Source organism: uncultured Adlercreutzia sp. (genome assembly GCF_958431955.1).
Lineage (GTDB): Bacteria > Actinomycetota > Coriobacteriia > Coriobacteriales > Eggerthellaceae > Adlercreutzia.
This window is the reverse complement of sequence record NZ_CAUASN010000027.1, coordinates 18,620-31,961: the sequence shown is the minus strand read 5'-3', so window position 1 is coordinate 31,961 and position 13,342 is coordinate 18,620. Positions and strand designations below refer to the sequence as shown.

9 protein-coding genes and 3 tRNA genes are annotated in these 13,342 nt (G+C 65.8%); 10 read left to right on the top strand and 2 right to left on the bottom strand.

Going from position 1 to position 13,342, the window contains the following annotated elements; translation table 11 throughout:
• The first annotated feature begins 186 nt into the window (after nucleotides 1-186).
• From argF to Q5064_RS08540, 4 genes are all read left to right on the top strand, one after another.
• Entirely contained in the window at nucleotides 187-1,182 is a 996-nt protein-coding gene (gene argF / locus Q5064_RS08555) for an ornithine carbamoyltransferase (protein ID WP_136434424.1), read from the top strand.
• 129 nt (nucleotides 1,183-1,311) lie between these two features.
• Nucleotides 1,312-2,916: a YfcC family protein gene (locus Q5064_RS08550; protein WP_302963882.1), complete on the top strand. Its 1,605-nt coding sequence runs from the start codon at nucleotides 1,312-1,314 to the stop codon at nucleotides 2,914-2,916.
• A 197-nt stretch (nucleotides 2,917-3,113) separates the two neighbouring features.
• Entirely contained in the window at nucleotides 3,114-4,841 is a 1,728-nt protein-coding gene (gene argS / locus Q5064_RS08545) for an arginine--tRNA ligase (protein WP_302963881.1), read from the top strand.
• A 68-nt stretch (nucleotides 4,842-4,909) separates the two neighbouring features.
• Nucleotides 4,910-4,984 (top strand) — tRNA-Ile (locus Q5064_RS08540).
• Nucleotides 4,985-5,094: 110 nt separating this feature from the next.
• On the opposite strand, the gene Q5064_RS08535 is transcribed toward Q5064_RS08540, so the two are convergent.
• Entirely contained in the window at nucleotides 5,095-6,225 is a 1,131-nt protein-coding gene (locus Q5064_RS08535) for a DNA/RNA non-specific endonuclease (RefSeq protein ID WP_302963880.1), read from the bottom strand.
• Between the two features lie 289 nt (nucleotides 6,226-6,514).
• On the opposite strand from Q5064_RS08535, the gene Q5064_RS08530 reads away from it, so the two are divergent.
• From Q5064_RS08530 to Q5064_RS08505, 6 genes are all read left to right on the top strand, one after another.
• Entirely contained in the window at nucleotides 6,515-7,240 is a 726-nt protein-coding gene (locus Q5064_RS08530) for a tRNA threonylcarbamoyladenosine dehydratase (protein WP_302963879.1), read from the top strand.
• Nucleotides 7,241-7,290: 50 nt separating this feature from the next.
• A tRNA-His gene (locus tag Q5064_RS08525) sits at nucleotides 7,291-7,367 on the top strand.
• A 78-nt stretch (nucleotides 7,368-7,445) separates the two neighbouring features.
• Nucleotides 7,446-7,521 (top strand) — tRNA-Lys (locus tag Q5064_RS08520).
• Nucleotides 7,522-7,671: 150 nt separating this feature from the next.
• Entirely contained in the window at nucleotides 7,672-9,258 is a 1,587-nt protein-coding gene (locus Q5064_RS08515) for an NYN domain-containing protein (protein WP_302963878.1), read from the top strand.
• Nucleotides 9,259-9,373: 115 nt separating this feature from the next.
• Complete coding sequence (locus Q5064_RS08510; RefSeq protein ID WP_302963876.1) at nucleotides 9,374-11,416, top strand: Na+/H+ antiporter; 2,043 nt, start codon at nucleotides 9,374-9,376, stop codon at nucleotides 11,414-11,416.
• Nucleotides 11,417-11,590: 174 nt separating this feature from the next.
• Nucleotides 11,591-12,058 (top strand): hypothetical protein, encoded by a 468-nt coding sequence (locus tag Q5064_RS08505; RefSeq protein WP_302963875.1) that lies wholly within the window; start codon nucleotides 11,591-11,593, stop codon nucleotides 12,056-12,058.
• A gap of 108 nt (nucleotides 12,059-12,166) precedes the next feature.
• On the opposite strand, the gene trpS is transcribed toward Q5064_RS08505, so the two are convergent.
• Nucleotides 12,167-13,225, bottom strand: a complete 1,059-nt coding sequence (trpS, locus tag Q5064_RS08500; RefSeq protein ID WP_302963874.1) for a tryptophan--tRNA ligase — start codon at nucleotides 13,223-13,225, stop codon at nucleotides 12,167-12,169.
• Nucleotides 13,226-13,342 lie beyond the last annotated feature (117 nt).

Genomic DNA, 13,342 nt, shown 5'->3' with positions numbered 1-13,342 from the left:
TCTCCCGCGGCCGCGGCGGCCCGCGCTGCATGTCCATGCCGGCCTGGCGCGAGGCTATCTAGCCGACGCCGCGGCCTGAGGCTGCGCACGTTTTGAAGTAACCCCTCGGGCGGCCGGCGTCTTCGCTGGCCGCCCATCCCCGGCGGCACCGCTTGTGCGGACGTCGCCCCATTGAAAGGAAACACCATGCCCGTGAATCTTTCCGGCCAGTCCTATCTGCGCCTTCTCGATTTCACCACCGATCAGATCGACTACCTGCTGAAGCTCTCCAAGAACTTCAAGGACCTCAAGCGCACCGGCACTCCGCACCGCTACCTCGAGGGCAAGAACATCGTGCTCTTGTTCCAGAAGACCTCCACGCGCACCCGCTGCGCCTTCGAGGTCGGCGCCATGGACCTCGGCATGGGCGTGACCTACCTCGATCCCGGTTCCTCCCAGATGGGCAAGAAGGAGTCCATCGAGGACACCGCCCGCGTGCTCGGCCGCTTCTACGACGGCATCGAGTTCCGCGGCTTCGATCAGGCCGATGTCGAGGAGCTGGCCGCCAAGGCCGGCGTTCCGGTGTGGAACGGCCTGACCGACATGTGGCATCCCACCCAGATGCTCGCCGACGCGCTGACCGTGCAGGAGAACTTCAACTATGACATCAAGGGCCTGAAGTTCGTCTTCTTCGGCGATCTGAAGAACAACATGGGCCGCTCGCTCATGGTGATGTGCGCCAAGCTCGGCATGAACTTCGTCGGCTGCGGCCCGAAGGACTGCTGGATGGACGACGAGCTCATCAAGACCTGCGAGCAGATCGCCGCTGAGAACGGCTGCACCGTGAAGTGCACCGAGGATGTGAAGGAAGCCGCCACCGACGCCGACGTCATCTACACCGACGTGTGGGTGTCCATGGGCGAGCCCGACGAGGTGTGGGAGCAGCGCATCAAGCAGCTGTCGCCCTACCGCGTGACCACCGAGATCATGGCCATGGCAAAGCCGACCGCCATCTTCCTGCACTGCCTGCCGGCCTTCCACGACACCAATACCACCACCGGCGCCGACATCGCGAAGCGCTTCGGCGTGACCGAGATGGAAGTGGAGGACGCGGTGTTCGAGTCGAAGCAGTCGAAGGTGTTCGACGAGGCCGAGAACCGCATGCACACCATCAAGGCCGTCATGTACGCCACCTTGCAGTAACCCTGTAGCTTTGCTGTAGCTCTACTGTAGCTGGCACATAGTTCGATACCTCGGGGCCGTGCGGAATCGGGAGGGATAACCGCGCGGCCCCTGGTATTTCCATAGGCAATCGATTAAGGAGGGATAACCATGGCAGCTGCTGAGAAAGGCAAGAAGAAGAGGGCGTCGCTGTCCTCGTTCACCATCTTGCTGATCATTCTGGTTGTTCTGGCTGTTATCACTGTCATCATGTCCGCATGCGGCGTGGAAGGCGTACAGGGCGCCACCTTGTCCCAGGTGCTCACGGCCCCCGTGTTCGGCTTCCAGGACGCCATCGGCGTGTGCCTGTTCGTCATGATCCTGGGCGGATTTCTCGGCATCATCACCGAGACCGGCGCGCTGGATGCGGGCATCGCGGCCCTCGTGCACAAGCTGCACGGCAACGAGCTCGTGCTCATTCCCATTCTGATGTTCATCTTCTCCATCGGCGGCACCACCTACGGCATGTGCGAGGAGACGGTGCCCTTCTACCTGCTGCTTGCTGCCACCATGGTGGCCGCCGGCTTTGATAGCCTGACCGGCGCGGCGGTCGTCCTGCTTGGCGCCGGCTGCGGCGTGCTGGGCTCCACGGTGAACCCCTTCGCCGTGGGCGTGGCCGTCGACGCCCTCTCCGGCATCGGCATCGCTGTGAACCAGGCCATCATCATCGTGCTCGGCCTGATTCTGTGGATCGTCACCCTGGCCATCTCCATCGTGTTCGTGATGCGCTACGCCAAGAAGGTGAAGGCCGACAAGGGCTCCACCTTCCTGTCGCTGCAGGAGCAGCAGGCCATGATGGACGAGTGGGGCATGAAGGAGTCCGACGAGGAGGCCGCCACCAACGACGCGGCCGCCAACCCGAAGATGACCGGCCGCCAGAAGTGGTCGCTCATCGTGTTCGCGCTCACCTTCGTCATCATGATCATCTCCTTCATTCCCTGGGCTGACCTCGGCGTGACCATCTTCGACGCCGGCGCCACCACCGAGGAGGTCACCACCACGATGAACGGCGACGAGATCACCGCCTTCATCGACGACGCCAACGACGGCGCCACGGTCACCACGCTCTCCGAGCCCGTGGAGGCCACCTCGGTCTCCGAGGAGGAGGTCACCCCTGCGTGGTCCTCGTTCCTGACCGGTGTGCCGCTGGGCAGCTGGTACTTCGATGAGGCCTCCACCTGGTTCCTGCTCATGGCGCTCATCATCGGCGTCATCGGCGGCGTGTCCGAGAGCCGTTTCGTGAAGGCCTTCATCAACGGCGCCGCCGACATGATGTCGGTCGTGCTCATCATCGCGCTGGCGCGCTCCATCACCGTGCTCATGGCCAAGACGGGCCTGGACATGTGGATCCTGAACAACGCCGCCGCTGCGCTCACGGGCATGTCGGCCGTGGTGTTCGCCCCGCTGTCCTTCCTGCTCTACATCGTGCTGTCGTTCCTCATCCCGTCGTCGTCGGGCATGGCCACCGTGTCCATCCCGATTCTCGGCGGCCTGGCGAGTCAGCTGAACTTCTCGGTCGAGACCATGGTCATGATCTACTCCGCCGGCAACGGCCTCGTGAACCTGTTCACCCCGACCTCCGGCGCCATCATGGGCGGCCTGGCGCTGGCCAAGATCGAGTACTCCACCTGGCTCAAGTTCGGCGCGAAGCTGTTCGTGGTGCTGGGCATCGTATGCATGGTCATCCTGACCGTGGCCATGGTGATCCTGTCCTAGGGCTCGCAAAGCCGATATTTTGTGCGGATGCGCAGTTTTAACGGCTCCTCCGCTCGCAGAAGTACCCGGGCACTGAGCTCGGGTACTTCTGTGTTTTCCTGCGCTTTCGTGGTATTATGGCGGCTTATAGGCGCGGGCAGGTACGGCACAGCCTGCCGGCGAGAAGAAAGCTGGCTCATAGAAGAGGAAGAAGAGCAATGGAAATTCGTGAATCCCTCGAGGCGATCATCGACGCCGCCATCGAAGCGGCCCGTGCCGACGGCTCCCTGGAGCTGACGGAGACCCCGGAAGCCGCCTTGGAGCGACCCCGCGACGAGGCTAACGGCGACTGGGCGAGCACCGTCGCCATGCGCTGTGCGAAGCAGGCGCATAAGAACCCCCGCGAGATCGCCCAGATCATCGTGGACCACATTCCCGCTAACGACATGATCGCCGCCGTGGAGATCGCAGGCCCCGGCTTCATCAATATCCGCCTGTCGGATGCGGTGCTGCAGGGCGTGGTACGCGAGGTGCGCGAGGAGGCCGAGAACTTCGGCCGCGGCACCATCCCCGAGGGCGAGCGCTATGTGAACCTGGAGTACGTCTCGGCCAACCCCACCGGTCCTTTCCACGTGGGCCATGGCCGCTGGGCCTCGCTCGGCGACGCCATGGCGCGCGTCATGCGCCACGGCGGCTACGACGTGTACGAGGAGTACTACATCAACGACCACGGCAACCAGATGGACGTGTTCGGCAACTCCGTGAGCGTGCGCTACCAGCAGCTGCTCGGCCGCGACGTGGAGATGCCCGAGGCCTGCTACGGCGGCGCCTACGTGAAGGACATCGCCCAGGAGATCATCGACCGCGACGGCGACAAGTGGCTGAACGTGTCCGACGAGGAGCGCGTGGAGGCTTTCCGCGAGATGGCCTACGAGCAGACCCTCGCCAACCAGAAGGCCGTGCTCGCCGGCTTCGGCACCACCTTCGACAAGTGGTTCTCCGAGCGCTCGCTCTACGTGGAGGACGAGAACGGCCAAAGCCCCGTGTCCCGCTCGCTGGACGCCATGCGCGAGAAGGGCTACCTGTACGAGAAGGACGGGGCCCTGTGGTTCCGCTCCACCGATTTGGGCGATGACAAGGATCGCGTGCTCATCAAGGGCGACGGCGAGGCCACCTACTTCATGTCCGACGTGGCCTACCACTACGACAAGATGATGCGCGGCTTCGACCACCTCATCGACCTGTGGGGTGCCGACCACCACGGCTACATCAAGCGCTGCGAGTGCATGCTGGAGGCCTGGGGCTGGCCCGGCGCGCTGGAGGTGCAGCTTGGGCAGCTCGTGAACCTGTTCCGCGACGGCAAGGCTGTGCGCATGTCCAAGCGCACCGGCGAGATGGTCACCTTCGAGGAGCTCATTGAGGAGGTGGGCGTGGACGCCACGCGCTACCTCATGCTGTCGCGCTCGGCTGACCAGCCCATCGACTTCGATATCGAGGTGGCCAAGAAGAAGGATGCGTCCAACCCGGTGTACTACGTGCAGTACGCTCATGCGCGCATCTGCTCCATCCTGCGTAAGGCCGCTGAGCCGGCCGATGCCGCGGCCGTGGAGGCCGGCGAGATGACCATGGCCGAGCTCGCCGCGAAGGTGGCGCCCGAGGCCTGCGACCTCTCGCCGCTCACGCACCCCTCCGAGCTCGCCCTCATGCGCAAGATGGCCGACTTCGGCAACCTCATCGCGCTGGCAGCTCGCGACCGCGCGCCGTTCCGCCTGACGCACTACGCCCAGGATCTGGCGGCGCTGTTCCACCAGTTCTACACCAACTGCCACGTGCTCACCGACGATGAGGCCGTGCAGACGGCCCGTCTGGCCCTGTGCGATGCCACGCGCATCGTGCTGGCCCTGAGCCTGAATTTGCTTGGCGTGTCGGCTCCGGTGAAGATGTAGTTGTGGTTGCGGACGGGCCTCCCGCCCGCCCGCATCGCTTTTGCGCTACAATAGCGAGCGCGCTTTACGGGGCTGTAGCTCAATGGTGGAGCAGGGGACTCATAATCCCTTGGTTCTCGGTTCGAGTCCGGGCGGCCCTACCACGAAATGAGAAGACCCCGCCGTTACGGCGGGGTCTTTTTTTTGCGGTCGGGATCGGGGCGTCGGCCGATAGCCGCCGCCGGCGCGGGCCCGAGGCGCCCGGCGAGGGCCGCTAGGGGTTGCAGCGCTTGCAGGGGTCGTAGCCGTTCGCGACGATGTTCTCGCGGGTGTCTTCCACGTCCTTGCGGTTCTTGGCGCTCATTTGATCTACCGACGAGCAGGTGGGCACATGGAACTTCTTCGAGTTGGTGTTCAGCACATACTCGGCGATGCCCTTGTCGGTTTCGTCATTGGATGTTGCGCTCTCGGCGGCGGCCGCCGCGCCGCTGTCTCCGCCCTCGCCGGCGCTTGAATCGGGTGCGCCGGACACGTCGGGAAGGGGGGTGCCCTCGATGGTGCCGTCGAGCCGGTTGTCGCCCGTGGCGTAGTCGATGGCCACCCCGGGCTGCACGTTGTAGCAGAACACGTTGAAGCTCACGCCCTCGCCGCCGTCCTCTACCGACTCGGCTGCCATCTGCACGCCGCGGGCCACGAGCTCGTCGCCCTCGAAGAGCGGCGTCACGGCCATGAGCACGTGGTTGCCCGTGGCATGCACGTAATCGGCCACGGCGTTCTCGAAGGGCAGCATGCCGTCCACGTTCATGTACCGGGTGCCGGTGATGAGGTTGCGTGTGTTGGCGTTCTCGCCGGTGAGCTGGAATCCGAGGAGGTGGCACCGGTTGTAGAGGTACTTTCCGTCCACGAACTCGTACTTGGCGATCTGCCAGCCGGTGGGCTTCACGTCCCCGATGTCGCCGCGCTCCTCGGTGGGCATCGTCTCGGCGCCCACGATGGCGAAGGCCCCGGTGCAACGACCGAGCCCGTCCGTCTCGCCGTAGATCTCGGTACCCGCCGCTGCGGCGCGCTGCTCGTCGGTGAAGAGAGGATCCCCGTCGTTGAGGTACACGTAGGGGCTGCCCTCGTAGGCGGGGATGTCAGAGAGGGCGACCGGGGTCGCCTCGGCAGCGGACGGCTCGGCCTGCGGCTCTGCGGCCGGGGCGCTCTCTTCAGCCGGCGTGGCGTCGTCGGCGGTCTCTGCGGCTGCGGGCGCCGGAGCCTCTTGCGGAGCCGACGGGGCGCCCCCGGTGTCCGGAAGCGCGGTGGGCTCGTCGGAGGCGGCGCTGCAGCCGGCGAGGGCGCAGGCGAGGGCGGCCGCGGCGGCGAGGGCGCAGATGCGCTGCACGATGTTCGGCAAGGTGCTCATGGGCTTCTCCTTCGGTGTGAAAGCGTCTCCTGTCCACCATACCGTGCCAAGCGCGCCCTCGCGACGAGAAATTGGCCAAAAATGGCCTCGAGTGTGCTCGGATCCGGTTGGAAACGAGACTGTTGCCGTGCAATATGCCCCGAAAACGCCAAAATACGGCCCGATTTTGGCATAATGGGCGTCCTAATGAGGCCGCGCGGGTTCACTCGAGCCCCTTTTTGGCCAGAAAATCGAAACGAGTCGGGTCGGCCCGCGGTTTTCCGCCCGTACGACTCGCGAGGGAGGCGGTATGGACGATATGCACGCGCGCACGAGGCTGCTGCTCGGCGATGAGGGCCTGGCGCGCCTCGCTGCGGCCCGGGTGGCCGTGTTCGGCGTGGGCGGCGTGGGCGGCTACGCCGTGGAGGCCCTCGCGCGCAGCGGCGTGGGGGCCATCGACCTCATCGACAGCGATGTGGTGGACCCGACCAACCTCAACCGCCAGATCATCGCCACTGCCGCCACGGTGGAGCGTCCCAAGGTGGAGGTCGCCGCCGAGCGCGTCGCCTCCATCAACCCGCAGTGCGTCGTGCGGCCCCATCGCTGCTTCTTCTTGCCCGAGACGGCCGATCAGTTCGATTTCGCGGCCTTCGACTATGTCATTGACGCGGTGGACACCGTGAGCGCGAAGCTGGCCCTCGTGGAGGCGTGCGCAGGAGCCGGTACGCCCATCGTGTCTAGCATGGGCGCGGCGAACAAGCTCGATCCCACGGCCTTCCGCGTGGGCGACATCTACGAGACCTCGGCAGATCCGCTCGCGCGCGTCATGCGGCGAGAGCTGCGCCGCCGCGGCATACCCTCGCTCAAGGTGGTCTACTCCACCGAGCCTGCGCTCCCGCCGCGCGACGATGGGGAGCGCGTGAAGGGCGGCGCCCGTCCGGCTCCCGGCTCGGTGGCCTTCGTCCCCTCGGTGGCGGGCCTCATCCTCGGCGGGGAAGTGGTGCGAGATTTGGCGGGAGCGGTCGTTGGAAAATAGTTCTTGCGCCAAGGGCCGACGAGCCCTATAATTCATCCTTGCGCGAAATGGTGGGTGTGGCCTAGTTGGCTAAGGCGCCAGATTGTGGCTCTGGAGATCGTGGGTTCGAGTCCCATCATCCACCCCAGCGCGCTTGAAAATTAGGGCTTGCGCAACGATGCGCGATGGTCTAAGATATTCAAGCGCTTTTGCGCGGCACCGATGTGCTCCGTTAGCTTAGTTGGTAGAGCAGGGGACTCTTAATCCCAAGGTCGAAGGTTCGAGTCCTTCACGGAGCACCATTTGAAACATCGAACTCCCGCTCGGGAGTTCTTTTCTTATCAGGCGCCTTTCACCGGCTCGGGGGAAGCGCTCGGCGACAAGTGGGCTTGCGGCCTGTGTCGCGTGCCGCGAACGGCGCGGCCCTGTTGTCCCTCATCTCAAGGAAACCCATGGATCTGAAACCCCTCAGCGAAACCTCCGACAAGCGGTTCGCATTGCTCATCGACGCCGACAACGTGTCGGCGCGCTACCTCAAGCCCATCCTGAACGAGCTGTCGAAGTACGGCACCGTCACCATCAAGCGCATCTACGGCGACTGGACGCTCACCCTGCACGCTAAGTGGAAGGACGCCCTGCTGGAGAACTCCATCACGCCCATCCAGCAGTTCGGCTACACCCAGGGCAAGAACGCCACCGACTCCGCCATGATCATCGACGCCATGGACATACTTTACACCGACAACGTGGACGGCTTCTGCCTCGTGTCGAGCGATTCGGACTTCACGCGCCTGGCGAGCCGTTTGCGCGAGAGCGGCCGCACGGTCATCGGCATGGGGGAGAAGAAGACCCCGGTACCCTTCCGCCGCGCCTGCGACGTGTTCACCACCTTGGAGTTGCTCGTGCAGAACAAGCGCGAGCGGTCGGGCTCCGGCAACGGCAGCGCCGTTCCGAAGGACGCCGTGGAGCAGGCCGTGGTGGACATCATCACCGACAACCAGAACAACGGCAAGGCCACTGGCCTCGGCGAGATCGGCAGCCGCCTGCAGAAGCGCTACCCCGACTTCGACGTGCGCAGCTACGGCACCAACCTGCTCTCGAAGCTCCTGGAGGAGTTCACACGGGTTCGCATCATCAAGGACCACAGCTCCGTTACCGTGGAGCTGGCCGACAGCTCCGACGAGAAGGCCGAGCGTCCGGACAAGGCCGAGCGCCCGGAGAAGGCCGAGCGCCCGGAGAAGGGCGCCGTGCCCGAGGAGGCCGCGGCGGGCGAGGCCGACGAGCCGGTGGCCAAGCCGTCGCGGCGCGGCCGCAACCATCGCGGGACGCGGCGCGTGGCCGCGAAGGTGGCGGGGCATCTTGCCGAGGGATCCGACGCGCCGGTGGCGGCACTGCCGCAGCCCGAGGTCGTCGAGGAGCCGGCCGATGCGTCCCGCGACGGTGGCGCGTCGGAGCCGGCTGCCGACGATACGGTCCGCGACACGAGGCCGGGCCGCAAGGCCCGCGCCCAGCGCAAGGCGCGCATGGCCGAGGAGGTCTCCGCGGTAGCCGAGGAGCCCGCGAAGCCCGAGGAGCCCGCGAAGGCTGAGGAGGCGCCTGCCGCGTCGCCTGCCGAGGAGCCGCAGCCCAAGAAGCGCGGCCGGAAGCCCGCGGCGAAGAAGGCGGCGTCCGAGAAGCCGTCGCCGGAGAAGAAGCCTCGGAAGAAGTCGGAGAAGAAATCTGAGGAGAAGGCGCCCGCCGAGGCGAAGCCCGCCGAGGAGCCCTCGGAGCGGAAGGCGCCCGCGAAGCGCGGACGGCCGCGGAAGGCCGCTCCGGCGTCCGATCAGGGCGATACGCCCCAGGGCTATATCCGCCAGCTGGTGTCCGAGGCGGGAGGCGACGGTATCATGCTCTCCACCATCACCGACCGGCTGCGCGCCCGCTTCAAGGACTTCAAGGTGCGCGATCTCGGATACTCCCAGATGAGGCAGTACATGGCCGCCACGGGCGAGTACGATTTGGAGCAGAGCGGCCGCAACATGCGCGTGCGCCTCAAGTAGGGGCCGCCGACCCCGCCTTTTCCGAAGAAATGGGCGCTCCCCGTGGCGGGGGGCGCCCATCGTGGTTTAAAATAACGCATTCGCTCAATTTCAAAACTCGGGAGGAACCGCGCCAATGGAAGCTCTGACCCTCGGCCTGCTCTTGCTCGCCGCCGTGCTCGCCTCCTCGCTCATCGATCAGATCATCCCCCGGGTGTCCCTGCCGCTCATCCAGATCGCCATCGGGCTCGTCATCGCGGTTGTGGCCGGCGGCGAGGTGGAGGTGACGCTCGATCCGGAGCTCTTCCTCGTCATGTTCATCGCGCCGCTGCTCTACGACGAGGCGAAGCACGCCGACAAGCAGGCGCTGTGGGCCGAGCGCAAGCCGGTGCTGTCGCTGGCCATCGGGCTCGTGGTGGCCACCACCCTCGTCATCGGCTTTTTGCTGCACGCCTTCGTGCCCTCCATACCGCTCGCGGCCGCCTTCGCCCTGGGCGCGGCCCTCGGCCCCACCGACGCTGTGGCCGTCTCGTCGCTGGCCAAGCAGGTGGACATCCCCAAGCGCCAGGCGTCCATGCTCAAGGGGGAGCTGCTCTTGAACGACGCCTCGGGCATCGTGTCCTTCCAGTTCGCCATCGCCGCCGTGGTCACGGGGTCGTTCTCGCTTCTGGGTGCTAGCGTCGACTTCCTCGTGGAGTTCGTCGGCGGCCTCGTCCTCGGCATCGCGCTGGGGCTGCTCGGCAACTGGGTGGTGCGCCGGGCCCGCTCCATCGGCGTGGAGAACACGAACTTCCACGTGCTGTTCGAGGTGCTCATCCCGTTCCTCATCTACCTGGTGGCCGATGTGTGCCACGTGTCCGGCGTCATTGCCGTGGTGGTGGCCGGGCTCATCAACGTGACGTCGCCCAAGGGGGTCATCGGGCCGGCCGTCTCGCGCATGAACATCGTGTCGGGAAGCGTGTGGCACGTGCTCACCTACGCGCTCAACGGCATCGTGTTCGTGCTTCTGGGCACGCAGCTGCCGCTGGCCATGCAGGACACGTGGGAGAACGTGCGCATCACGAACTCCACCCTCATCCTGCTCGTGTTCGGGCTCACCTTCATCCTTCTGGCCACGCGCTTTCTGTGGGTGCTCGTCATGGACCTCGTGCACGTGCGCCGCGGCGAGCGGCGGCGCTTCACGGGCCGGGACGTGCGCAGCGCGCTCATCACCACCTTCTCGGGGGCGAAGGGCACCATCACGCTCTCCATCATGTTCTCCATCCCCACCTACGCCGTCATCGGGCCGCCCAACGTGCCCTTCCCCCAGCGCGAGCTGCTTATCTTCCTGGCTTGCGGCGTCATCGTGTGCACGCTGCTTTTGGCCACCTTCGTCGTGCCGCTTCTGGCGCCGGCCCGCGACGAGGGCGAGGAGGAGCTGCGCCGCATCAACCAGGATGCCGCCACCACCATGGACATCATGCGCGAGGTCATCGAGATGCTCACGGCGCAGCAGACCAAGGAGAACCATGCCGAGACCCAGGCGGTCATCCGCTCCTACAACGACCGCCTCGCCCGCATCAAGGAGAACAACGGCATCGAGGACGAGCCCAACGTGCCGCTGCGCCTGAAGGCGCTCGGCTGGGAGTACGACCGGGCGATGGAGCTGATGGAGCGCGGCGTGGTGTCGGGCGTGGTGGCCTACCGCTACATGGGGCGCTTGGAGCAGGTCATGCAGCTGCTCGAGCACGGCAAGGGCCGCGGGCGCCTCAAGCGCTGGAACGGGAGGTTCAGGGCCCTGTGGCACCGCGGGGTGCGCGCCGTGCTGCGGGAGCTTCCCGGCAACACCGCGCTGGCCGAGCGGACCGAGGAGATGCGCTGGCTGCAGACGGCCACGCGCACCTACGCCATCGAGCATTTGGAGGCCGCCGTGGCCTCGAGCCAGGTTCCCACCGAGGACGCGGCGACCCTGCTCGTGGAGTACCAGCGCACCGTGGCGGCCCTCCACAGCGTGCGGCCCTCGGTGACCTCGGTGATCGAGGCGGGCGACTTGACCGACGCCATCAAGCGCAAGGCCTACGCCTTCGAGCTCGAGCAGATCCAGGACGCCTACGAGGACGACCGCCTCTCGCGCGCCCATGCCCAGCGCATGCGCGAGAGCGTGCAGCTCATGCAGATGGACCTGGACGACACGGTGTAGGGGTTCCTCCCGCCCGTCCCCTTGCCGGAGAGGGGCCTCTTCCTTAACGGCGCTTAAGTTTTGCTGAGCGGAACCTTAAGCTTCGCCGCGCCACGCTTCGGAGGCGTGCGCGGGGCGTTATGCTGCTTCTCGAAGATGCGCCACAGGCGCAGCCGTTCGAGCAAAGGAGAAGCCATGAGAATAGCAATTCGCCGTTACCGCTACCTGGTCGCCGCCTGCGCGCTCGCCGTCGTCGCCGTTGCCGGCTTGGGGGCTTTCGGTATCGCCCAGGCCAATGCCGATGACGCGGTCGAGGTGCCGGAGCGGGAAGTCGAGCAGCCGGCCGCCTCCAACGCGGACGAGGTGCGGCTGGCGGCCGAGGACGTCCCGGCCGAGGATGCCGCCGCGCCGGCGGATGCGACGGAGCTGCCCGAGCAGGCTGCGGGCGACCAGGCCGCCGATGCCGACGAGCCGCAGCTGGTAGCGGACGATCCGTCGGAAGAGGAGGTACCGGCTGCAGCGGCCGCGGCGGGGCAGGTTGAGGAGGCGGCGCCCGGCACCCGCCTGGAGGAAGCCGACGAGGATGTCGAGGACGGATCCTGGCACACTGACGAGGTGGAAGAGAGGTGGGTCGAAGAGCCCCACGCCGCTGCAGCCGTCTAGGAATATGGGAAAGCCGGCGCGAAAAAGCACGCCCAAAGCGAAGGCCCCTCAGCGAGGGGCCTTCGACGTTCCGTAAGGGGATGGGGCGGCTGCTCGATGCCGTTGCGCCTAGTACACCATGCCCATGGCCTCGCGCACCTCATCTAAGGTGGCGTTGGCCATCTCGTTGGCGCGGCGGTTGCCCTCGTGCAGGATCTCGCGCACCAGCTCCGGCTTGCCTTCCAGCTCGCGGCGACGCTCGCGGATGGGGGCCAGGTAGCTGTTCACCGACTCGGTCACGTAGCGCTTGAGCGCACCCGCGCCGTCATTGCCGATCTCGGCGGCGATGTCCTCCTCGGTGCGTCCGGTGGTGAGCGCCGCGGTAGTGAGCAGGGCCGACACGCCGGGGCGGTTCTCCTTGTCGAAGGTGATCATGCGCTCGGAGTCGGTCTGGCTCTTCTTGATCAGCTTGGCCGTCTCCTCCTCGGTGGCTGACAGCGCGATGGCGTTGCCGTAGCTCTTCGACATCTTGCGGCCGTCGAGGCCGGGGATCTCCACGGCCTCGGTGAGCAGGCCGTGGGGCTCGGGGAACACGTGCCCGTAGCGCTCGTTGAAGCGGCGGGCAATGAGGCGGGTCTGCTCGATATGGGGCAGCTGGTCTTTGCCCACCGGCACGATATTGCCCTTGCAGAACAAAATGTCGCAGGCCTGATGCACCGGGTAGCTAAGCAGAAGGCCGGTGAGCGCGTGCCCCGAGGCTTCCTGCTCGGCCTTCACCGTGGGGTTGCGCAGAAGCTCGGCTTCGGTGACGAGCGAGAGGAACGGAAGCATGAGCTGGTTCAAGGCCGGTACGGCCGAGTGGGTGAAGATGACGGTCTTCTCCGGATCCACCCCGCAGGCCAGGTAATCGATGACCATGTTGTGCACGTTGTCGGCGATGTTGGCCGTGGTGTCGCGATCGGTGATCACCTGGTAGTCGGCGATGACGATGTTCGTGCGAATGCCCATGTTCTGGTGCGCCACGCGCTCCTTGATGGTGCCGAAGTAGTGGCCCATGTGCAGACGCCCGGTGGGGCGGTCGCCCGAGAGCATGGTGTACTTCTCGGGGTGCAGGGGCAGATCGACGTTGATCTCGTCGCTGATCTTCTTCGAGGCGAGGAAGGTATCGCTCGTCAAATCACTGGCCATAGGGGTGCTTCCTTCTCTTGCGATGGAATTGTGAATATGTTGGGACAGTATACAAGATTACCCCTTGCGCATCGGTTGAAACCTGTGTATTATATTTAGCCGTCGCAAGTCACCACG